Annotated in this window: 17 protein-coding genes and 1 tRNA gene; 13 read left to right on the top strand and 5 right to left on the bottom strand. The window is 40.8% G+C overall.

The genetic code is table 11. The annotated features are described in order from the left end of the window. Positions 1–11 precede the first annotated feature (11 nt). A complete protein-coding gene (locus tag ACTVIM_RS14440) occupies positions 12–1,190 on the bottom strand; it encodes an MFS transporter (RefSeq protein WP_445612991.1) in 1,179 nt (392 codons plus the stop codon). Between the two features lie 99 nt (positions 1,191–1,289). Here ACTVIM_RS14440 and ACTVIM_RS14435 point away from each other — a divergent pair, with 99 nt between their 5' ends. Together ACTVIM_RS14435 and ACTVIM_RS14430 are read left to right on the top strand one after the other, a co-directional pair. Beyond that, positions 1,290–1,790 (top strand): GNAT family N-acetyltransferase, encoded by a 501-nt coding sequence (locus ACTVIM_RS14435; protein WP_081897253.1) that lies wholly within the window; start codon positions 1,290–1,292, stop codon positions 1,788–1,790. An 84-nt stretch (positions 1,791–1,874) separates the two neighbouring features. Beyond that, entirely contained in the window at positions 1,875–2,129 is a 255-nt protein-coding gene (locus ACTVIM_RS14430) for a hypothetical protein (protein ID WP_033019311.1), read from the top strand. Between the two features lie 261 nt (positions 2,130–2,390). On the opposite strand, the gene ACTVIM_RS14425 is transcribed toward ACTVIM_RS14430, so the two are convergent. Next, positions 2,391–3,302: a thermonuclease family protein gene (locus ACTVIM_RS14425; protein WP_445612990.1), complete on the bottom strand. Its 912-nt coding sequence runs from the start codon at positions 3,300–3,302 to the stop codon at positions 2,391–2,393. Between the two features lie 907 nt (positions 3,303–4,209). On the opposite strand from ACTVIM_RS14425, the gene ACTVIM_RS14420 reads away from it, so the two are divergent. The 4 genes from ACTVIM_RS14420 (at position 4,210) to ACTVIM_RS14405 (ending at position 12,412) form a co-directional block, all read left to right on the top strand. Further along, positions 4,210–4,281: transfer RNA gene (locus tag ACTVIM_RS14420), tRNA-Ala, on the top strand. A 162-nt stretch (positions 4,282–4,443) separates the two neighbouring features. Beyond that, on the top strand, positions 4,444–5,046 hold the full coding sequence (locus tag ACTVIM_RS14415; protein ID WP_445612989.1) for a lecithin retinol acyltransferase family protein: 603 nt from the start codon (positions 4,444–4,446) through the stop codon (positions 5,044–5,046). A gap of 513 nt (positions 5,047–5,559) precedes the next feature. Continuing rightward, complete coding sequence (locus ACTVIM_RS14410) at positions 5,560–7,023, top strand: copper amine oxidase N-terminal domain-containing protein (RefSeq protein WP_445612988.1); 1,464 nt, start codon at positions 5,560–5,562, stop codon at positions 7,021–7,023. A gap of 196 nt (positions 7,024–7,219) precedes the next feature. Next, a complete protein-coding gene (locus ACTVIM_RS14405) occupies positions 7,220–12,412 on the top strand; it encodes a hypothetical protein (protein ID WP_445612987.1) in 5,193 nt (1,730 codons plus the stop codon). A 569-nt stretch (positions 12,413–12,981) separates the two neighbouring features. Here ACTVIM_RS14405 and ACTVIM_RS14400 read toward each other — a convergent pair. Continuing rightward, the gene (locus ACTVIM_RS14400; RefSeq protein ID WP_445612449.1) at positions 12,982–14,418 is read right to left on the bottom strand and encodes a DDE-type integrase/transposase/recombinase; all 1,437 of its coding nucleotides are present in this window, start codon (positions 14,416–14,418) and stop codon (positions 12,982–12,984) included. 1,322 nt (positions 14,419–15,740) lie between these two features. Between ACTVIM_RS14400 and ACTVIM_RS14395 the strand changes: the two genes are divergently transcribed. From ACTVIM_RS14395 to ACTVIM_RS14385, 3 genes are all read left to right on the top strand, one after another. Next, positions 15,741–16,517 carry a hypothetical protein gene (locus ACTVIM_RS14395; protein ID WP_089113834.1) on the top strand — a complete coding sequence of 259 codons (777 nt, stop codon included), beginning with the start codon at positions 15,741–15,743 and terminating at the stop codon, positions 16,515–16,517. A gap of 4 nt (positions 16,518–16,521) precedes the next feature. Then, entirely contained in the window at positions 16,522–17,457 is a 936-nt protein-coding gene (locus ACTVIM_RS14390; protein WP_445612986.1) for a DNA adenine methylase, read from the top strand. 335 nt (positions 17,458–17,792) lie between these two features. Next, positions 17,793–18,074: an AbrB/MazE/SpoVT family DNA-binding domain-containing protein gene (locus tag ACTVIM_RS14385; RefSeq protein ID WP_445612985.1), complete on the top strand. Its 282-nt coding sequence runs from the start codon at positions 17,793–17,795 to the stop codon at positions 18,072–18,074. A 409-nt stretch (positions 18,075–18,483) separates the two neighbouring features. Here ACTVIM_RS14385 and ACTVIM_RS14380 read toward each other — a convergent pair whose 3' ends face one another. Continuing rightward, positions 18,484–19,356, bottom strand: a complete 873-nt coding sequence (locus ACTVIM_RS14380; RefSeq protein ID WP_011231374.1) for an IS3 family transposase — start codon at positions 19,354–19,356, stop codon at positions 18,484–18,486. Continuing rightward, positions 19,353–19,607, bottom strand: a complete 255-nt coding sequence (locus ACTVIM_RS14375) for a helix-turn-helix domain-containing protein (protein ID WP_108430427.1) — start codon at positions 19,605–19,607, stop codon at positions 19,353–19,355. The genes ACTVIM_RS14380 and ACTVIM_RS14375 overlap by 4 nt, the downstream gene beginning before the upstream one ends. 694 nt (positions 19,608–20,301) lie before the next feature. Between ACTVIM_RS14375 and ACTVIM_RS14370 the strand changes: the two genes are divergently transcribed. The 4 genes from ACTVIM_RS14370 (at position 20,302) to ACTVIM_RS14355 (ending at position 22,886) form a co-directional block, all read left to right on the top strand. Then, positions 20,302–20,832 (top strand): recombinase family protein, encoded by a 531-nt coding sequence (locus ACTVIM_RS14370; RefSeq protein WP_042382392.1) that lies wholly within the window; start codon positions 20,302–20,304, stop codon positions 20,830–20,832. A 19-nt stretch (positions 20,833–20,851) separates the two neighbouring features. Then, positions 20,852–21,511 (top strand): hypothetical protein, encoded by a 660-nt coding sequence (locus tag ACTVIM_RS14365; protein ID WP_445612984.1) that lies wholly within the window; start codon positions 20,852–20,854, stop codon positions 21,509–21,511. A gap of 29 nt (positions 21,512–21,540) precedes the next feature. Then, positions 21,541–22,293: a hypothetical protein gene (locus ACTVIM_RS14360; protein WP_445612983.1), complete on the top strand. Its 753-nt coding sequence runs from the start codon at positions 21,541–21,543 to the stop codon at positions 22,291–22,293. A gap of 323 nt (positions 22,294–22,616) precedes the next feature. After that, a complete protein-coding gene (locus ACTVIM_RS14355) occupies positions 22,617–22,886 on the top strand; it encodes a hypothetical protein (RefSeq protein WP_033026138.1) in 270 nt (89 codons plus the stop codon). The last annotated feature ends 878 nt before the right edge of the window (positions 22,887–23,764 follow it).

Genomic DNA, 23,764 nt, shown 5'->3' with positions numbered 1-23,764 from the left:
CCTCACGGCGGCTAGGCCGAGGAGTGACGCTTGGCGGCGCGGGCGATGCGCGCCGTCAGGAAGAGGGCGCAGGCGAAAAAGAGGACGTCATCGACCGCGTAGACGAGGCGGTCCCCACCAGCGGCCAACAGCGTGCTGCCGATCATCGGTCCGAACGCCATGCCCATATAGCGGAAAAAGTTGTACACGCCGATCGCCGTCGAGCGGTTCGCCTGAAAGACGTTCGTTAACACAGTGGTTTGCACCGGAAGCGAAAGGCCCAAAAATAAGCCGAACATGGCGATGGCAATAACGAGCAGCTCAAGCGACTGCCAGGCGGTGAGCAGGAAGAAAAAAATGGACGCTGTCGTCAAATACGTCGTCGTCAAGATGGTGCGCCGCTCCGGAAAGCGCCCTTGAAGCTGCTCGCCAAGAAAACTGCCGATCACAATCATCGACGACATGGCCAAATACACCGTTCCTTTTTCTTGCGCCGATAATCCGTAACGGTCGGTCAAAATGCCGGGCAAAAACACAAGAAAGTTGTAAAGCGAATAATACTGCATAAATCCGAGCAGCACGATCGACGACCCGGCGCGGTGGCGGAGCACCGAAGCGAAGTCGGCGAAGCGGAACGGGGTCGAAACGGCCGTTTCCGGCTTTGTCTCCTTCAGCAACAGGAAATTGCCGACGCCGACCAAGCCGCCGGCGGCCACCAGCGCCAAAAAGACGGCGCGAAACGGAACGTGTTCGGCCAAAAATCCACCGACGATCGGCCCGACGACAGGGCCAAGCGAGACCATCATTTGAAACGTTCCCATCGCCTTTCCCCGTTCTTTGCCGACAAATAAGTCGCCGATGACGGTGGCGGCGACGACCGATCCGGCTGCGATACCGACCGCTTGCCACGCGCGGCACAACAAAAGGGTGGCGATGGACGTCGAGAAAAAGCAGCCGAGCGAAGCGGCGACGTATACGCCAAGGCCAAAAAGCAGCACGGCGCGCCGCCCTTTTCGGTCGGTGAGCGGTCCGTAGACGATTTGCATCATCGCAAGGAAAAAGGTGAAAATCGAAATCGTCAAGTTGATCAAAAAAGAAGAAGTCGCGAACGCGGCCCTCACTTCTGGTAAAATAGGAGTGTAAATCGTTTGGGTGAACGGGCCGAGAAACGCGGCGAGCGACACAACATATACAACGAGCTGGCGTTTCATGGTTTTCTCCTTTCTTTCCCTGTGCATCGTTATGATTATACTCCCGCTGTTTCCGCTTTTGGAAACGAAATGCTTATGAAAAAAAGGTGGAGATGCAGGATGGAACGATGGTTGATTCGTGATGCAACGGCGGCGGATTTGCCGCACATTGTCCGCATTTATAACGAAACGATCCCGAGCCGGATGGTGACGGCCGATTTGGAGCCGGTGTCGGTGGAAAGCCGGAAAGCGTGGTTTGAAGCGCATGATCCTCACCATCGGCCGCTCTGGGTGGTGGAAGATGGCGGCGAGATTTGCGCTTGGCTCAGCTTCCAGTCGTTTTACGGCCGCCCGGCGTATCGCCATACGGCCGAAGTGAGCATTTATATTGCCGAATCACACCGCGGCCAAGGGTTGGGAACGAAGCTGCTCAAGCAAGCGGTCGACAAGGCGCCGGATTTGGAGATGAAGACGCTGCTCGGCTTTATTTTTGCCCATAATGAGCCAAGCTTGCGGTTGTTTGCCCGCTTCGGGTTTGAACGATGGGGCTATTTTCCGCGCGTTGCTGAGCTTGACGGCATCGAACGCGATTTGGTCATCGTCGGCAAGCGGCTTGTATAGAATCAATATAGACAGGGCAGTGATATACATGACGATGCAAAGAAAGAGGGAATGACATGAAGATGCAAAGAAAGAGGGAATGACATGAATGTGATGCCCATTCGACTGTTTACGATTCAAGACGGAGAAGGATTTGTCGCCGACGCGTTTCAATGTCCGGTGACCGGCAATTTGATTTACAAGTCATCCGGCACACCGTCGGTCATTGCCTACAGCGAACTGACCGATGAACAGATTGCGCGCTTGGAGCCATACGGCTTTCGCCGGCTCGAAGGGACACAAGGGCGGGCGGTGCATGAAGATGCTGCCGGCATTGAAGCGTTGCTTCCGAGGCAATGATTGACTTGGCTTTGTGGCGACGGAAGAAAGGGCATTTGGGTGAAAGGTGCGTTTTTGTAAAGCGGCGGAAACTCATTGGGGGATGAATATCATCGCCCTCCAGCGCCGGGTTTTCACGAACATCAGGGAGATTCGTTTTCCAGCCAAAAAGGCCGACCCAAAAGGTTGTCTGCCTTCAAGATCGGCACAACCGATCGAGCGGCAGAAGCAGTCAGCACGTAAAAGAGGGGATCCCGATCCTTTTGGGACACCCTCTCTTTGTCATCTCCTCAGCTGGCGGACGAGCCAATACACCGCTACGGCTGCTGCCGCGCCAAGCAATGGATAAAGAAGCGGAAGGCCGGATCGCTCGAAAGCGGCCGTGTCTTGTTCGCGGCTAGGCGCACGATCGGTTGGCTCCGTCTCGCTTTCGGTTTGCGGAGCTGTGTTCGCCGCCCCTTCCTGTTTTGTTTTCGAACGAGCCTGTTCATGTTTCGCGACAGACCGTTCACCGTACATGCCGATGCCGTTCCGTTTGGCTTCTTCAAGCGCCTTGCGGACGCGCGATTCATATTTGTAGCGGCCATAGTCGTAAAAATCTTCAACGAGTCCGGCCTTGGCGAGGTCTTCTTGCAGCAGGCGGCCGTTGACCCATACCCAGGCGAGCAGACGATGATATCGGTCAAACAGCGTATTTCCGTCCGTTTCAAGCACCACCTTCCCTTTTTGCAGGCGGGAACACGTAAACCGGCTCGCCTCTTTGCCATACGGCTCGATTTCAATCGTGCTTTCCGGTGTGTCGATGAACAAAAAGCGTGTCGTGTATACGCGGCCATTGACACGAAACTTGGCGGTGTCCCCGTCGATGCATTGAGTTAATGTTGCTTCGTATGTGCGGCCGAGCCGCAGCGAAACAGCGTTATCCTTCCCGCCGAGCGCGTGTCCGTCTAAGTCGATGCGTTCCGGGGTGAGCTTCCGTTTGCATCGCTCGTTGCTGTTATAGGTTTGAATGAGCTTGACCAACTCCGCTTTTGTTTTCGCCTGTTTGGCTAATGCTGTTGGTTCATGCAACACGTATGTGCAATCGCTGTTGCGGAAATGCCCACCTAGTTCGTCCAATGAGCCCGGATGGGCAGACACGGAGTCGGGCCATACTATCATCAGGCAAAGCAACAGAATGGCGATTTGCTTCAACGCTCTCCCTCCGTTTCGGCAACATTCCAGCTCGGTCGCCATGAAAGCGCATGACGATCTTGCGCTTTGAACGTAGTCTCCAGCCGTTTCTGTGATGTTCAGCGTGAAATCTACCTTGCCAAACAAGGGTTTCTCTGAATGGAGCTGTGACCTTCGCGACGGTTCAGCGTGCGCGGTGGAAGGCAAAATCGTCAAATACGGAAAAGCTCCATAGGCAGCGCGATCCGCCCTCCACCTGAGGATGAAAATCGGCGTCCGTTCGGCATTTTTGTAGAAGAGGCTGGTGATGTCATCGTGGATATGCCTTTACAATGAGAAAAACCTTGTTGTATCGGTCCTTCTTTCCGCGCATTCTCCCATTGATGAAGGCGCTCAGCCGTTTTTCACCAGCCTTAGAAAGCTCCATGGACAACATTTTGCCCTCCACCCGGGGGAAAAATGACCGCTGGCCGACGGGGGGTTCATGAAAAAACCCATTGTTACAAGGATTTTACCATATTGCTTTCCGATAAAATAGGACGATATAGGGCAATTGATAGGGCAATTGTTGATGGAGTTCGTCGACCATTCGTCAACAACCGCCTCAGAACGGAAAAAACCCTTGCTACGCAAGGGTTTTTCGATGGAGCATACCGGGCTCGAACCGGTGACCTTCGCGCTGCCAGCACGACGCTCTCCCACGCTTGTCAGTTACACTGCCCAAAATCCTTGAAAAACAGCTTCGTGTTTTATTCAAGCAAAAGTATAGCAAATAGCATTTATTATGTGAACATGACGGGCAATCCAAGAAATGATTTTTATAAAAGGGTGGGGTAAAATGACGGATGGGTGTGCATTTTGTAGTTGATATTTTTCTGTTTTTTATGATAACATAAATAGTGTCCGTAATGAAAAGTGTCATAAGAATGGGGCATTAGTTCAGTGGGAGAACGCTTCGCTGGCAGCGAAGAGGTCATCGGTTCGAATCCGATATGCTCCATATACATACTAGCAAAAGCGACAGTGATGTCGCTTTTTTTTATTTTTTCACTTCGTTGTTAACGTATAATGTTGATTTTTAATTAACGGGCAGGAATGTGGAAGAAGGACATTGTATAAATATAGTGGAATTTATTAGTAAGTTTGGGAGGGGGTACAATACATGGAGTTTTTTAAAAATATTAAGTGGTTTTTTGAAGAAATGCATGAGGCAAATAAAGAATTTGTGTCTGGTGTAAGGCAAGATATGAAGAAATTTAGAACAGACATGAAAGATATTGTAAAAGAACATAATCCTACTGTGGGTAAAGCGATTGAAGGAGCAGACAGACTTGCTCAAGCTATTGGTAACTTTATAAAGTCCAATCCTATCCCCGAAAGTACAACAGTGCCCGATACAAAGCTTATATTTCGAGATATAAAAGAATATAAAGAATTAAAAAGAGATTCTGAGTTAGAGTTGGCTGACCACTTAATAGCTAAACGAATAGAGTATGGAATAGGCTATACTCATCATGGTCTGTATATTGGTAACAATCAGGTAATTCATTATTCAGAAGGTGAAGTAAGGATAGATAGCTTAGAAGATTTTAAAAAAGATTGTGAAATCAGAGTTATTGATAGCGTGGCTACCTACTCTAAAGAAGAGATTATCAGTAGAGCATTTTCTAGGTTGGGTGAAAAAAGATATAATTTGGTTTTTAATAATTGCGAACATTTTGTAAACTGGTGCAGAAGTGGTGGTAAGACGACGGACAGTATATAGGGAATTTTTTGTTCAAAATAGAGCTTGGATGATACTGCATAATAAGATTAGGTGAAAGCCATTCTTTCGGGGATGGATTTTATTTTATGTTTTAGGGGAGTGTGAGATAAAAAAGAAAAAAGGAGTTAAGTATTTTTAGAAGGTAATTTATTCGTCATAAATTTTAAAAATACTAGAAAAATATCACATTTAAGAAATATTTATTAACCTACTTCATATTTATTGCTAAACGAAGCTATTATAAAGCAAATGAGTGATTCCGTTGCTGAAGAGTATGGTGTTTTAGAGAAATTAGAAAGTTATATGGATGATGCGGTTGATCATGCACTTAACTAACTTTTAAGGGAGGGATTTGAACGAAATAAGAGAGATTATCTCGGATAGTTAAGTAGTCATAAATTTAATAAACGTCTAGAAACAACTGAATTTTAAGAGTTGAATGGAAACCTAATTCATAATAATTACAACCGATTATGCGTAGTTGATTTTTAATAAGAGAGGAGGCGGTTCACCTTGAAGCCAAATCAAAAAGACTCAGTTGTTTCTACAAACACTCAGGTTCACATGACATCAGTTTATACGAGGAATAAGGGTACAAATAAGAGTGTAAAACGATCGTTTAGTTTTGTGATAAGTAATTTATTAATCAGCACTGTATTAATGGGAGCGTTAGGCATCTCAGGGGGTACGGTTGAGGCGGCTTCGTCTACTCAAACACCAACGCAAGTAGTGCAGGTGACTCAAAAATATCAAGATGATGCAACACTTTTAGCAAATGTAAACTTAGCGTTAGATGTTTTAAAGAAAAATGGTTTGACTTTGGCAACATTATCATTGTTACATTCTAGTTTGAAGGATATAGAGAATAAGGTAAATGCAAATCAGTTTACTTCAACCAATAATTTATATAAAACACTTGTATTAGCAGAATCAACATTATCTGGACTTTCGTATAATATTACGTTGGATGTTGGGAATGAATTTGTAGAATCGCTTACGGTTGTAAAGAGGTTAACACCGATATCGGTGTATATAGACGGGATACCGCAGTTTTATAAGCAACAGCCGATAGAGCAAAATGGTATAGTATTCGTTCCACTCAGAGATATTTATGAAAAGTTAGGAGCGAAAGTAACATCTGACACAAAGACGAACACGGTAATCATAACTAAAGGGAATACAGTGATTAAATTACCGAGAGGGAAAGATTTTGCGTATGTAAATGGAAAGTCGGTAAAGTTATCGGCAAAGATGTTTATAAAGAACGGGGTAACAATGATACCAGTTGATTTCTTGAAGGTGTCGTTAGGTTCTTCGGTAGAGTGGTTATCTGTACCGAAGGTAGTGGTGATCACGAGTAAAGCGCAGACGGTGGACGGGATAAAGGTATTGTACGGTGGTCACACATATGCTAGTAGGAATCAAAAAGAGTATGATACAGTGATGAAAATAGTAAGAGAGCATATATCAAAGGAATACGACAAGCTTGTTTTTGGCGAATCGAGGAACAAGTATTATTTAGAGTATTTAGATGGAGCTAGATTTAATGGTGACAAGAGAGACCGTTCAGAGCGAAATGTAGGATTGTATTTAGCACAAGGCAGTATAGGAGAATTAGTTAGTGCAGGTGTAAGTAAAGAAGGGGTAATCAGGGCATGGAAGACTGGATTTTTAGCAGGTACATTAGCAAGCGGTACAGTTGACCCAGGCGATGGGAAACCTCGTTCAGCCTATGACAATTTAGTTCGCAGAGTAAGTGATTGTGATGCACATGCGCAAGTATATTCGGCAGTATGGGATGCGATGGGATATAACACATTAATTATTGCAGGTTCAGGTCATGCAGATATGTTAGTACAGATTGAGGGACATTGGTTCAAACCGGGCGCAGGTTCTTTCCTGCGTGTAGACCTCAATGGTTCTTTAAAGAAAGGTGCTAAGATAATTTTTCAACCCACATATGGTCAAATAAAGTAAAGTAATCCAAGCATGAGGTTCGATGCATCAAAACATCGAACCTCATATTTTTTATATTTTTCAAGACATGGGTTCGATTTTAAGACTAGTTTGGGCATCTAGTTTATTTATATACGAGTACACACTAATGAATAAAAGGGAGTGAAGAACAATTATCAGTTTTACAAGCAATACAAAAAAGTTAGGAGGGATAAAAATGTTAAAAGTATCGAGTTCAGTTTTAGCATTATCATTAATATTTTCATCGGTTTCGACAGTGGCTTTAGCGAATAGCGATTCGGTTGTTACGGTGCAAGAAAACCAAGCAACTGAGCAACAGCGAACAGAGTCAGTGACAGTTGAATCTTCAGGAGTATCGACAACATCGGAAGTAAATAATCAGATTATATCGGATCAGTCAGCATCTAATGGTTTAGAAGGGGGACAGGATGCAGTTAATTCTCAAGAAGGAAATCAGCAAGTCACACCTCAGAAAGAAAATCAGCAGCCTCAACCAGAGGATCAACAAGTTACACCTCAACAAGAGAATCAACAATCTCAACCAGAAAATCAGCAAGTTACTTCTCAACCAAAGGATGAACAAGTTAAAGATCAAGTAGTAACGGACAAGTCAGGAAGAGTTGTAAAAGATGGGCTGTATGTAGACATTTACTACACACCAGAGCAATCCGAGAGCACATATATTCCAGAGTTCACATTAGAGCTTTGGTCTGTAAAGGAGAATAAATTAATTGGTACAGCGATAGCCAACAGTAAGAATTATGATCGTGAGTCAGGTGTATATCACTTAATGTTTAATCATAGGGGTTACAAATTAGGCGATGAGTTCGCTTTGATTCCTCGCAAGGCAGATAAGGTATTTAAGTACATCGAGTTTGTTGATGAAAAAGCATACAATGTGAAACCAAACACGTATTATAAATTCGGCATTAAGACTTTTGATTATTATGAAGGGGAGGAAGGTAAAGAGGTAGCAATAAGAGATTTAACTGGTACAAAATTAAGTCCAATTGGAGGAGCTCTTTACACCGACAATAATAAAGTAGGTTTAGCGTTAGTGGATGAGTCAGGCGCACCACTTAAGAAGTTTCATATTGAGATTAAGTTATCTGATAAGAAAGGGAGTTTGTCTTTAGTATCTGATGATAAAGGAATGGTGTGGGTTGACAGAGATAAATTAACACCGAAATTTTTGGTGTCATCGGAAGACAGAGTAGTAAGGGGCGGTATAAATGGTAAAGCGTTAATCGAGTTGCCTGTATCGGCAGTGACTGGTGGGCAGACTGGAGTATTAACGTATTCGGTAGTATTTGAGCATAAAAAAGAGCTTGGGGTAATTGATCTTAAACCAGAAGTGTCAGGCAACACGGATTTAAGCAAATCGTGGGCAGAAGCAGATATTAAATTAACAAATGGGAAAACAGTGATCACACAAACGGTAAATTTGAACACGCAAAAGATTTATGGTATTCCAGATGGGACATATAAAGTAGAAGTTGTTAAATCCAAATATGCAAATGTGAAATTAAGGACTTCAACAGTTACAGTAAAGGGCGGTACGGCATCTTTAGGTATAGTATTTTCACCTAAATATGTCTTAGAGGTTGATAAAGACGGTAAAGACTACAACTTTAGTGTAATCAATGTAGATAAAATCTCGAAAAAAGCATACAAGGGTAAAAGCAGTCAAGTTTTTGCGGTAGCACCCGGTGAATCGTATATGTTAAAGGATAATGACACTGGGAAAATAACGACAGTAGCGATTGATCTAAAGTCTTTTAAGACAAAGGTTGTATTAGGTGTAGGAGTTGTGTTTGGGGGTACTGTATCAACACCTCATACAGGAGATGATATTTATATCATGCTAGTGTTATTCATGCTATCGCTAATCGGGGCTATTGGCAGTTATGTGTTTTACAGGAAAAATGGCAAAATTTCCGCACCTAAAACAAAGTTGATGAGTATTTTATTAGTTGGTGCATTATTAACATCGATTTTTTCATCTTTTGCACCATTGAGTGTAGTAGCATCGGACACTAATATCGGAGGGACACCACCTGCGAAGGGTGGAGCGACAAGTGGTACACCTGCTGGAACATTCCAGACATCGGATCGAGTAGCAGTAGTACAAGTAGGTTTTATTCCAAATAAGTTAAAGGCTAATGGTGTAGGGATATTGAATTCTGAATCGAGTAAGCAAGACCTTCAAGATCCATTCAAATTCAACTATGATCATTTGTTATTCTACATGGCACCAAACAAGGTATCAGATGGATTATTCAGAAAGACGGGCTCAGGTGTAATAACATTTGAGAATAAAGGTTCAAGTAGCAGAGTTAAGACATTATATGGTAAAAACCCTTTATATAAAGGCAGTACAGGTGGTCAAAGTCGTGAAGAGTTAATGAAAAGGACTTTATCTTATGCAGATGTATCAAAAAACAGCGACAACGCATTTGTAAGTATTGTAGGTAATGCTTTATACAATATCGACCCTAAAAATCCGAACAGAACGTTAGCAGGACCAGGAATTGTAGGAGAGTCTTTCAGGGATATGTTAGAATGGTATGTTTTATCTATGGAGGGGTACGATAATGACGCATATGCTAAAGCAGCGTCAGATATGTTTAATGGTTATTTAGAGTTAATTAAAGCCAGAGGAATCTTAAAAGGTGAGCAGTATGATAAGTTTGAGCGTATGATGCGCGAAGCATACAGAAATAAAGAGGTAGTATTCTTTGCTCAAACATTAGTAGGGATCAGTGTAAAAGATAATGAGAGTCCGTTATCAAGGGATTATGCATTTATGTCGATTCATGATGCGACAGATTGGTATTTATGGGTTAGAAAAAAGGCTAGACCTACCGATAGCAAATTAAAGAAGTTATCAGCAAATAGAGAAGCAGAAGCTGTAACAAAAGGTGGAGCCAGTACGGAGGCAGATGGACTAAGGTCACCTTATAAAGAGAATGGTAATATACCGTTTACGTTCAGAACGTATGCTAGAGATAATTATGCGAGAACGTTAAAACCAATGAGTAAAAACGTACCGTTAACAGCAGATGTATCGAAGAACCCATTTGGTGGTTGGGGGTACCAACCTTGGGGTTATATTTATCTTGAAGACCACACTAAAGCACCGAAAATAGACGTGATGTTAGATGTATCGATAGTAGATAAAACAGGCGCAAGAAAAGGTGGTTTCCGGACACCAGTAAAAGGTTGGTCAGAGAGTGATAATAAGTTTCTAGGTGATTTAACTTCTGATTATTCCAAAATAATTAAAGGTAGTATGACATTTGTTTATAACGGTAAGACATATCAAATTCTTCAAGAAGAAAAAGCAAAATTCACGTTAGTAGATAAACGTGACAATGAAAATATCAATAAATCTACTTTAACAAAGGCATCTAAAGGTGAAGATGGATACATCTCATTGAATAATCCAAACACTTGGGAAATCATGCTTGGTTGGGACACACCAGAACCAGTTTATCTACACGCATATCTTGGTGGAGATGGTGATAATATCTCATCAGTAGAGAACAAATACGAAGGTGTTAAAGAGAAAGGTAAAGATGTATTTTCAAATGCGCGATTAACGCTATATGTAAAAGCAGTTGAAGATACAAACGTATCGGCATCGAGTCATGATGTACCAGAGTGGAGATTATCGAAGTATTTCGAGGATATTTCGAAAAATAGTGTAGCAAAAGCGATTTTCTCATTAACGTTACCTTCTGAGACGTTTATAAATCCCGTTTTATCTCCTACTGGTGATGTAAACTTTAGTTTAATTGATCCAGATTTAAGCAATGTGAAATGGGCTTACAGCAAGGCAAAATTATTTAATGACACAACAATTAAATATTTATCGGCTTATGACACGGTGGCAGCATTTAATTTAGCAGGTGATTTATTAGCAGTAAAAGATAACAGTTCTGTTGGCAATGTAAAATTAGCATCTTGGGTAAATCCGTATAGTTTATTTGATGGTCGGATTGGTGTAACAGATAAAGGTGTAGTAGAAAACAAACCATTGGTAGTGAAGAATTATATGTTTAAATATGGGGTAAGAAGCCCTTATGCATCTTATGGTTATAGCGAGACACGTTATAGATGGGTGCCATCTACTTACGATAAGGATGGCAAATTAATTTCATCAGGTTATTATGTTCCTTATACGTGGAGTGGACAAGCAACAAGTAGTGCAAAGACAGCTGATTATGATGTGACAGTTAATTTCAAAAGACACATTCCGAAAGCTAATCAAGCACCTAAAAAGTTTAAAGATGTTGTAACTTCAGTGAATGGTAAATATACGGAAGTGAAACAAGATAAGCAAGTACTAAACATCAATCCAGAGATTCCGATGGTATATGATGATGTTAACGGGAACACATCAGTAACATTTGTAGCAGGAGATAAAATGAGACAAGTACAACCAGTTCACTACAATGTAGCACAATTCGTGAATGTAGACATCAAACCTTCTGTAACCGGTATGTCGGTAGCAACAGATGCGAATGCAAAAGCTCTTGCAAGTAGATTAGGAGCTAATGGCAAGGGTGTTCTTTATAAAGGTTCAGCAATCACTACAAACTTCCAAACAAAAGGTCAGTTAGAGTTAAAAACATTTGCATTAGACATCGGGGCAACATCGCTCAAAAACGCATGGAATCCGTCAACAACTTATTCGACTGATAAGATAAACGAAGAGTTCTTGAGTCGTTATGCAACGAAGAAATCGGATGGAACTTGGGAAGTAACACTCAATGCAGAAGGTAAGTTAAAAATCAACGGTGTTGAGTATGGTGGTAAGAAAAAAGCGATTAAGTTGAAACAGAAATCCCGTAATGTTGTAGAGCACACATTGCTTGTTCGAGGGGGTAAATTGGTAGCAGTTGACGGCAATTATGATTTAAACAGTTTGCCACAAGGTTTAAAAGAGGCACTAGCGAAAATGCATATTTCAACACCAGTAGGTCAAAACATTTTCAACACATTTGAAAATGGTACAGGTGCCAAATTAACGGAGCAAAAAGTGGCAGATTTGATAAACGCGGTTCGTGGTACGAAGGATCTTGCAACAGGTAAGGGATGGTATGCGGAGGACACTATAATTCTCGTAGTAAGAGAATACACTAACTCGTTCGAGTTGCCTTCATATTTATACACTGATAAAGTTCCTATGCAGGTTCCTAATTTAGAAACACCGATCAATAAAAACGAGTTCTTTAGCAAAGGATACATTGGTTACACGAAATTAACATTTAGATTAATAGATTCGTTCATGGAATACGATTCATCTCAAGTTAAACCTTTTGGCGGAAAGCATGAGAAGTCTTTCGTAGTAGGTAACGTGAGTGTTCTTGACACATTTCAGTAATCAGTTTTAATAGTTGAAAAAATTACCTTTGATAGCTCAAGAATATAGTGTATATAGCGAATTTCATTGTTGATGCTATAAGTCATGCAATGCACTAGCTTGTTAAAAGTACCATAATTAAAGTTATGAAAAGATGCCGAAAAACGGCATCTTTTTTCTTTATTAACTAATTATTCAGAGTTAAAGTAGAACGGAATAAATTTAATATCTAATGGAGCGAGGTGGTAAAATGGCTGAATTATCGAGGGAAGTATTAATAAAGCGATTCCCTTGGGTAGCGGAGGTAGTTCCTGAAGTGAATGAGGGTAGCGTCAAAAGTTCTATGAAAACTCCACACAGACCATCCCATTGAGCATCGTGGGGCATGCAGAGAGCCGGATTCGCCCTTGACCAACACCCGCCAAAGGTGCGGAAGAGTCGTCAAGGGCGACGGGGACAAAAAAGAAGGCAATAGGAAAGCCGCCCTTGCCTTTACCGAATTTTACCTTTGGCGGTGTTCGGTTGGTCAAGGGTTCGCTTCGCCGAATCCGGCAGGAGTTCTGTTCAACGGGCTCTGGAGGACAAAAAAGTTAGGCTGCCTCGTTTTGAAGGAAGTCCTGAGCCATGGCGATCAGCTTCGTCCACCGGGCCGGCATATGCGGCAGCTCGGCGAGCTCCGGGATGACGACCGGCACCCGGCCTTCGAGCGCGCTATGCGGGCGCAGAAAGTTAAAATACGCCACAAACAGCGTCACAAAGGACACCGAGCCTTCCTCGGCGCCAAACCCATGGGTCGGGCGGTAGTTGCCTTTAAAGGTCCGGTTGAATCGCTCGATGATCTGCTTGAGAGGGCGAAATTCTTCCGAGACCGGATCTTCGTTGGTCAGGCCGATTACCTGGCGGACGTCAAACGAAATCCCGTGCTGGGCAAAGAAGTGTTGCGCCAACAGGTAAATCGGGTTGCCATCCACGACGAACGACAAGTCGTCTGGAAGGGACGGCAGCTTCCTGAGGACATCATTGATCGCCTTGATGGCCGAGAGCGTGTCCCGGTTGGGCGAGACGCGATAGGACAGCACGATCTTTTTCACCGCGTCGAACATAAAGAATAGGTAATGCCAACGGCCCTTCACACGAATATATGTCTCGTCCCCACAGAACGAACCGGACAGCTCATACGGAAATCGGTCGACAAAGGGCTTGATCCAAAGCGCGACGCTGTTGGCGTAGTTGAGCACCGTCTGATGAGAGATCGAGACGCCATGGATGTCCTTCAGGGCGGCGGCGGTTTCCCTCGAGGACATCCCAAAGTTGACGTAGTACGTCAACACGAGCCCCAACACGTGCGGCGACGCAGCCAGCCGGGACAAATCGACCTTCGGCTTGATGAGCGACGAGGAAGCCAACGGGAGAAAGTCAAACAAGAACTCCCGAAACAAATACCGCACCTTGAAGGCTTGAGGATTCTGTTGAAACTGTTGGCGCTCTTTCTTCGTCATCCGGCGAAGGTTGGCCTGGTAAAACGGGCAATCGTTGTTCTTGCACTTATAGATGTTGTATTCCTTGCGCTCCTTGATTTTTTCCAACGTCTTTTTGCAGTGCGGACAACGAAAGACCGCTTGCTTGGTGAACCGATTTCGGTGGTTGAACCGGCATTGGCACACTTTGCATTGGTATTGCCCTTTTCCGCCGTTATTGGCGTACAGGTAAGAAGAGGGAGCCTGGCAGCGAGGGCAGGTCAACGAATCCGGCACACGGTGTTTCGCATTCGCGCGGCGCTGGATGGGCCGTAAAGGACGTCTGTGCTGGGCTTCATAGTCTGCCAACAGCTTCCGGTAATCAAGGGTTTCCGGCACATCGATGATCGGAAGGTCATCGACCTGAAGTTTCCGGTACGGCTTTTGGATGGGTTCGTCCCAGTCCTCGAGATGCAAGGATTTCCCCAATATCACACCCATTAAATACACAATGATTTGATATTGGGTCTTGATAATTTCGAGCAAATAGGCTAATAATTGAGGTAACAAAGCTTGTCACTCCTTTGTTTTGGCTGTTGGGTGTCGTTACCTCAATGATGGCCGAAAACAATGGGGGTGGCAAGCTTTTTTTCGTTCAACCGTTGAAACTCAAGGGAAAACCGTGAGTGTGGAGGATAAACTTTTGACAATACCTGAATGAGAGTGAGGGGTATTTCTATGATTTAGACCCTTGGGATTTTAGTCAAGAACAATTTAAGTTACTGGAACAAATGTTTGAAGAAATTGATAATTGGTTCAAACAGCGTGATTTGCCTGTAGACGTGGTAGTGTATAGAGTAGCGAATGTACTTGACAGTATTCATGTTGAGTTGTTTTCTAACGTATCAGAAGTTCATACAATAGTAAAGAAGTACAAGCAGTTTTCACGGGATTTAATAGAATAAGTTTTTAGGGAGGAGGTGACGATAAAAACGTCACCTTCTTTTTGTTTGGTAGATATTTTACCGGCTCTAGGAAATAAAACTAGTAATTTTGAGTTTCTTAATTTTAATGAAAGGGGGTTTGGGACATAAAAAATCCTGCTTCTGATAAATTTTTAAAGGTTTAAAACAAATTTTAAAATTTTCATCACAAGTTCATATGAACCCTCATAAGTCATTTTAAAAATCTCTACATAAGACCAGAGAAAAAATAAATTTAACAGTTGTACTTCGAGCGAAAACATAATAAGTAGAGAAAGTCTGCTCAAAAACGAGACCAAACCAAACAACAGAACAATCAATCAAAAACACAAACTCAAATCAATTCGAGCAATCTTGAACTAAGGTCAATTTGAGCATTTTGTGTTTGTGTTGATGATAAATTTCGTTCACACATGAGTGCGAAACTCTCATGTGTGTTTTATTCGCACATTTTTCAACCCAAGTCATTTCGAGCGATTACTCGACAACGACCATTTTGAGCACATTTCCGCATCGAGCAACTTCATTAAATCCCAAATAACACATCAATTCGATCAATCCCAGACAATAGGTTCAAACCGAGCAAACCGAGCAAACCGCGCACCCTACCCATGCAGATTGTTAGATGATTAATCAATGGCATTGAGATGAAGTCATTTTAAAAGTCGGTCACAGGACTATAACATGAAGAGCAGGACATAGAAATTTGAAATGCAAGACAAAGAAAGCAGAATGCAGTACATAGCAAAAATGGTGCAAGACATAGAAAATATTCGTAACAAATAGAAAAAATTTTTTAAGATATTTTTATTTTCTTCAGGTATAGAGATGAAAATCAAGACTTTTTTCAAGAGATGCCCAATGTAAGTGTTAAAACTTAAAAAATCTATACGTTGGGGGTAAAAAAATATGGTAAAATGTGTAATTAACGCAAATCAAGGTAAAGGTTTAATCTTACCATCGACTTATGTGTCAAAACGTGTATCGGAAGAATTTAACAAAAATTGGGAGATAGACTTGTTATGGGGACAGAGTTCAGAAGATGGTAACTATTATTATGCTGTAAGATTCACAAGCAAGGCAAAGAACCCGAAGAACATCGTGCAATCGGTAGTGATCATGAAAGAAGATTTGGAGGACAAGCGTTTAATGCAAGACAATTTGCGGAAGCTTGGGCGTATAGGTAAAATCGAACAGAGTTATTTAGTTGCGGTAAGTTTATTCATATCCGATGTAATCGATGAAGATGGGGTACCTATCGAAGAAGTGGAAGACATGTACGAATTTAAGAAAGCAGCAAGTCCTTTACCATATTGGGTTAATATAGACGAGATTATATCAAAGATTGAGAGGGAGATAGAAAACAATGCTTGGCGATTCCCTACTAAGACGAGTGATGAATTTGACAGTGAGGACAGTTATGGTGCGATATTAGACCACAAAAAGAATTATAAAGGTTATCGCCATCCAGTAGCGATTCGAGCAGGGATATTGAGAAATTGGATTGGTGTTAAAGATGACAAGTTGTATAGAGAAATCATTGAGGAGCTTATAAAGAGAGGTGTAATCGAGGGAGATCTAGACGACATTGGTGGTAAAGACAGACCGAGATTGAGTAAGAACATCACAGTAGCAGAGAAGGTAGAGATTTCGGCATATCAGTTCAATTTCTTGCCTAGGGGGTAATGACATGGTTCTTTACGGTAGAAAAATAGTAGATCCCCTCCCAACATTGGGAGGGAAATCTCAAATCATTGATCGTATTTGCAGAATTATTGAATTTGCACATGAAGAGTTTGGGATAGTCGGCATCAGTGACCTTTTTGCAGGTGGAAACAGATTATTTTTGCACCTTGACATTGTGAAAGAGCTAGAGTTCAAGATTGCGAATGAGATAGATTTAGGTGTAGTAAACTTCTTTCGTTGTTTGCAGAATGCGTACACCATTGACGAGTTAATCAATCACATAGTGATATTGGCAGATGAGTATAATGATGAGGATTCGTTTAACAAGGCGAATGACGAGAGGAGAGATAAGAACACGGATTTTATTCGTTCAGGAGCATTGACATATATTGTAGCGCAGTACAGTAGGGCGGCAGACAGGCAGACGTTTTGTAAAGAAAAAGCAGATAGGGGTATTCCGATCAAGTCTTTGGAGAAGTTCTATTTTTTAGACGAGGTCTACAGTGAAGTACAGTTGATTTGTGGAGATTATCAGGTACCCTTCAACATGTATAAGGATCGATCAGATGTGTTAGTGTATCTAGATCCTCCATATATCACGACAGATGAAAAAGGTGAAGGAAAAAAGACAAGAAGGAGAAAAAAGATGAAAGAGCCAGAAGAGCCAAAAGAGACAAAAGAAACGACAGGCTACATCGATAAATTCACGGTCGCTGACCATGAGAAGTTAGTTGATATGGTACTTACCACTAAGAACAAGGTTATTATAAGCGGTTATAAAAATGCTATCTATGAGCGACTTGAAGCGAATGGGTTCCATCGGTATTTCATGGGTGAGGTACTTGTACCGAGTTCTGGCAAAGGTAAAAAGGAGAAGGAGTACATCTGGTGCAATTTCGAGGTATCTTCATATTTGGTAGAGGAGGAGTTCGTTGAATAGGTGTAGTGTGGGGGTACTGTGTAGAAGAACAGTGTCCCTTCTTTTGTTTGTCGAAATATGCAGATAATAGTCGACTTATGATAAAAAGGGAAGAGTAGAGACGTTCAAACTAGTAAAAACAAGTAAAGCATCGTGTTTTTGTTGTGGGGGTTCTGGAACAACTATGCCCAAGGGCGGAATTTAAAAACCTACGCACCACAAACTAGGGCGAAACATCTGATAACTATTTTCCATAAAATATAAATATTGTTTGTTTATCAAAATATAAATATTGTTTGTTTATCAAGAAAATTGTAAAATTTATTTCAAAAATAAGATAAATTGGAGGTGTGTAAATGAAAGCAACAGGTATTGTTCGTAAATTAGATCAGCTTGGTCGTATTGTAATACCTATGGAATTACGTCGTACACTTGATATTAACATCAAAGATTCGTTGGAAATCTTTTTAGACGAAGATTGTATCGTTCTACAAAAATACAAACCAGACATGGCTTGCATGGTAACGGGAGAAGTATCTAATGACAATTTCAAGTTGGCAGACGGTAAAATCATTTTAAGTCGTGAGGGTGCAGAGAAATTGTTAAAAGAGATGGAGCAATTATTAGCATTGAATTAAATCCCTACCGTTCGGAAGGGACTTTTTTTATTATTATTATTTCTGTATTCTAGTAGCGACAATGAGAGAAATTTGAGAGTAAAAGAAAGATAGATGCATCTTTTGGCTTTTTAATCAGTTTTAAGTCCAAGTTTTTTATCATTATTTCTTTCAAAAATCGCCTACAATCGTTTTTAGTCGTATTCCGGTATCAACCCCTTAAAATGAAAAAATCTCGTTCAAAAGCCCCCTTACAATCGTGAACATATCCCTGTCAAGTAGACAGTGTGAAAAATACCCACCTTCTTCAGCTGCTTGTTAGGATAGTGGAATGAGGAAACGTTGTCAAGGAAAGCACTTGACAACGTCTCCTTCATTCCACTTCATCGTTGGCAAGCTGAAGAAGGAGACATTCTCAGCCGTTCGTCTGCTAGGCTGCTTGGGCAATTCGGTATTCCACTGGGCTGAGGTAGTCTAGTTTTTTCTGGCACCGTTCATAATTATAAAAATACATGTACTGATCGATCGCCTCGATCATTTCCTCTTCCGTTTCAAAGGTGGGAAGGTCCACCATTTCCGATTTCAAATGCCCGAAAAAATTTTCCATGCAGGCATTGTCTAAACAGTTTCCTCTTCTGGACATACTAGGAATGATATGATGAGCCTTCAGCAGTTGATGGTACTGGCGGGATGTGTACTGGGAGCCTTGATCGCTATGGAGAAGGACTCCTCGCGCATCCCGTTTTTTGATGGCATCCTTGACAGTTTCGATCACCAATTTTAAGTCATTCGAACGACTGATGCGATACGCAATGATTTCATTGTTGTACAGATCTTTAATAGCAGACAGATACAAATAGGTTCCTTGAAATGGCACATAGGTAATATCCGTCACCCATTTTTGGTTGGCTGCAGTGGCCACAAAATCACGGTTTAACACGTTCGACGCTACGATATTCTCCTTTCCCGCTTTATACTTCGGCTTTTTTCGACGGATTTTGGCCTGAACCCCCAACTCTTTCATCAGTCGGTACACTCGCTTATGATTCACGGTCTTCCCATAATTTCGTTTTATCCATGCTTTCACGCGGTAGTATCCATAGATCCCATTGACCTTTTGATGGCATTCGAGGATCATTTGTTTGATTTGTTCATTTTCCTTTTGCTTCTCTGTGACGATTCCCTGCTGGTTCATCCATCGATAGTATCCACTTCTTGACACACCGGCCAGTTGGCATAGCCAGGCAATCGGATAGGTGTTGGATAACTCCTGAATGATCGAGAACCGCTCTTTCGGTTTCACCTCCTTGCCAGCTCTCGTAACTTTTTTAAATAATCATTCTCTGCTTTCAGTCTTCGATTCTCTTCCTCTAAACTGCACTCTTTTTTTCGAGGCCTTCCCTTGAATGGAGACTTGGATGTCCCGCGCCGTTCTTCGAGCCCTTTTAGACCATGTTCATGGTAACGTTTTACCCAAAGTCTGATCGTTTTCGTGCAGGGAATCCCTAACTCTTGGCATATCCGCTTATATCCCCATCCTTCTTCGATGTACATCTGGACAGCCCTCCATTTAAACTCCACGGAATAAGTGGTCTTCCCTTTCGGTGTTTGCTTGGTCTCGAACATAAACAAATCCCTCCAGTGTTTTTACTGACAGTATGGGCATTTTCCCAACTGTCTACACTAGAGGGATAATATCATCGCTTGTAGGGGTATTTTTATTTCAACTCTTTTAAAAAATAAAACCTCTGGTTCAAAAATCGCCCAAAATCGTTTTTTAGTGTTTGGGGGCTATTCAACCCTTCGAATGAAATTTTCTCGCTCAAAATCGGTCAAAAAATGGCTCTCGTTTGGTTTAGGGGGTCGCCTTTAAAAGTCAGTATTATCAAGGGTTTTAAGGGGATAAAAAAATTTCTATAAAATTAATAAAAACTTTTACAAAAGTATTGCCTACGTTTGTAACGTCATGCTATACTTCAAACAACGTATAGGTAATAAATACTAAAAGAGTAAAAAATTAAAAAAAGAATAGGAGGCTGTTAGCAATGGCAAATTTCCTATCGGCAATGTTCTATTTCATAACAGCGGTGTCAATATTCGTAGCAATACCGTTATTGCATACTTTTTTTGATTCAGATTCTTCGCGAGTATCGAGGATCGCATCGTGTATCAGCTTAATGGCGATGTGCAGTATGCTAATTGGGTTAGGAGCAGCAGTTGGATTTTAAAAGTGAGGGGGTTCATAACAATGGGCAAGCGAGTAGGTTATATCAGGGCTAAAAAGTATCAAGAGTTATTAAACTTTGAAGGTGTAGCGTTACCAGATAAATTGTATGTCGACTTGGTAGCACCGAATGGATTCACGGATTTAAAGCAGTATGAAAAGATGATGGGTCAATTAAGAAGTGGCGACACATTAGTCATCAGTAGTTTAGGTAATATTTGCAATTCGTTATATGAGGTTTGCGAGTTTGTAAAGTCTTTAAGAAAGAAAGGCGTTGAGTTGGAGATTTTAAATAAGACGTATGATGAAGAGTCATTTACTTCTAAAGAGGGGTTGGAGATTTTAGAAAAGGCAATGAAATTCAATGATAAGTTGGTAGAAGAGGAACGTTTCCGCAAGTCGAAAAGAACAGGCAGACCTAGCAGTGGTTATCCAGAGGGGTTTTACGAAGCTTTCTTAAAGTATAAAGCAGGGGAAAAGACGGTTAGAGAGATAGCTGAGGAGTTAAGAATTCAGCAACATACGTTTTATAACTATGTGAAAATATTTGATTAAAGATTGGAGGTAGAGAGAAATGTTAACATTTTCGATAAACCCTACGAGCCAAGAGATGTTTGAGGTGATGTTAGAAGTAGGAACACCGACAACTAGTAGAGAGCGTGAATGGGCAGGTGTATTTTATCTTCGTCAATTAAATACTCGTAGGGGTAATTTACCTGAGGAAAACAGTTTAGGAGCCTTTGCTTACAGTTGTGAGCGTAATACAAAAATGATGTTATCTAGGAAAAAAGAAATCTGTTTACTGATTGGTGAAGAGGAACTTGAAAGTGGTTATAAAGGAATTAGTCTAGAGTATATAGCTGATGAAAAATTGGGGTTAGATGTTGATAGTTTAATAGACGATATAGACCTTGATATGGATAGAGCTGTAAGAGAGTTTGAAGAGTTAGAGGAATTAATTGCAATAGAAAAAGGTGTAAATATTCGCAATGTAATCAGACAAGCGTTAATGAATAACAAAGCAGCTATAAACCGTTTAGCAAAACTGAAAGATGAGTTTAATTTTGGTGATTTATTAAAGGCAATTCTAGAAAATGAAACTTTAGTAAAGGCATTAGGTCTAAAAGATAAAATCAAAGAGATTGTAATGGTAATGTGGGAACAAGACCGTAAGTTATCCGAGTCACAGTTAGAAGTTTTAATGGCTCATTACGAAAATCGTTGTTGGGCGTAGCACAAAAAATTAGAGAGGAGTGCATAGAAATGAAATATCAGGTTATTTGTGCCAAAACAGGTGAATTGTATGTCGTAGATGTTTCGTTTACTGATGAAGAAGTAGAAAAACATTGGAAAAAGTGGGTTCCTATTGTTGATGAGGATAGTAATGATGTAGAGATAAAGCCTTATTGGGATGACAAGCAAATAGGAGCAGGTGTGATGCGTAAAAACAAGGTAAAGGTATTTGATGGCATCCATCATACTACATTAGATGAGTATAGCATCTTTGTGAATCGGAAAACGGGTGAAGTGTATCATTATAACAATAAAGTTTACAAATATGGGGTAAAGGGCGATAGAATCTTTTTAACAAAATATCTCACTGGTGAAGAGAAGATGGTTTATGACGGTAAGAGATTTTTAACATCTTCTGGAAAGTGGTTAATGGAAAATAAGCAGACTTTAAGTGACAAGTCCTTTAAAGGGATTTTATATCCTAAAAACAATTTAAGATATAGAAAAATTGCTTATAAAAACCATCAAATTATAGCAGCGTTATATTTCGGGCAATATGCGATAGAGTTAGCTTTGGGTGAGTATTCTGATTATGAAATTAATCATAGAAATCTAGACAATGATGATAATCGACCTGAGAACTTAGAAATAGTACACAAGGATGAAAATAAAGAACATGCAACTATCTTTCGTAAGCTAATTAAGCAAAAGATTCAGGAGACTTTATCATCGCTTGGTGTAGGTCATTTAGCAAATAAAGCTAAAAAGGTAAAAGCTAGTTAAAGGTTAAGTAGACAAGAAGTGGTTGTGTAAAAGGTATTCTGATGGTTAAGTGTAAAAAGTAATTAGTTAAGGGAGTATATTATGGGTAAATTTAGTAATTGGGTAAATCGAGTAGCGGTGAACGCAAAGCGAGGTGCAGATTGGTAAATCTGGAACCTCGCTTTATTGTTTGGGGTATGGATTAAAAATTTTGACAGTTAAGGATCGGCAGTCGTATATTTTATCTCGTTTAGAAAGTAAAAAGTCATTTTTTCGTAATAAAAGTTGCTTTGGTGTCATTAACGAGGTAACATATCAAACACTTTAAGGGAGGAGGGGTCGTCTTGGTAAAAATCTTTCAAACGGTTGGTATAAAAGAGTTAGGATGTTACGATTGGGATTTAGTAATATCGCTTGTAATTCGAAACTTCATGGGCAGGGAAGATTTTTTAGTGTTTAAAAGAACAGAAGGTGATTTGACAATAGTAGAAGATGGGAACGGAAGGTTGCTAATGGTGATAGAAAAGGTTTTGTTTGATGAAGTTGTTTGGGCGGTGTATGAAGAACAAGATGGTATGAAATACTATACGTTCATGTTGCCGAGTGAATATTGATGTTTAAAAGTACAGATTTTGTATGATAAAAAGTATAAATTTGGTTAATAAAAATCGACTTTCAGTAAAAACTCCACAAAGTGTATATAAAAGTACGTGATAGCTCTACTGGTAAATAGTAAGCGATTCCCCCTCGCTATGGGGGTACGACTTTTTACTGGCAGAGTTATTTTTGTTTCAGGGACCGTGAGGCAGTCAAACGAATTATAAAAAGCCGGATATTTTTATAAAAAATCGAACAGCCGAGCAGAATGTTTTATAACGGTTCAGACATTTTTATAAAAAATCGAACTGTGGGAGAGTAGGTTTTATAAAAAGGAAGAGATTTTTATAAAAAACCGAACTGGGAGAGAGTAAGTTTTATAAAAGGGAAGACATTTTTATAAAAAACTGAACAGTCGAGTGACAAATTTTATAAAAGTGGAGAGATTTTTATAAAAAACCGAACAAGGAGGGAACAAGTTTTATATAAGATGCGACATTTTTATAAAAAACTGAACAGGGAGGAGACGAATTTTATAAAACTCCAGACATTTTTATAAAACGAGAGTGCGTCTATGTCACCGATAATCCTTCAAAAAGCGAGAGTTCCCCTAAAAATATAAAAAAACCTCTATTATGCTAAATTATCCCCTTTTAATAGAAAATGCTTGAACAGTCTTTTGATTTTAGTGGATTTTCTCATCTATTCTAACTTTTCATAACCGTATGGAGTTGAGATGGAACGTAAACGTTTAAAAACGTTGATTTAGCTTTACTTAATTCATTTTATAAGCACAAATACATAATTTCTTTCGATATTTAGGCTTGTATAAGACTGCGCTTAATTATTAGCAGCAGTCTTAAATATTCGATTAAGAAATAATTTGAATTTTGAA

The organism is Geobacillus sp. YF-1, assembly GCF_052692335.1.
Note: the sequence above shows the minus strand (reverse complement) of the source record. Positions and strands in the feature narration are given on the sequence as shown.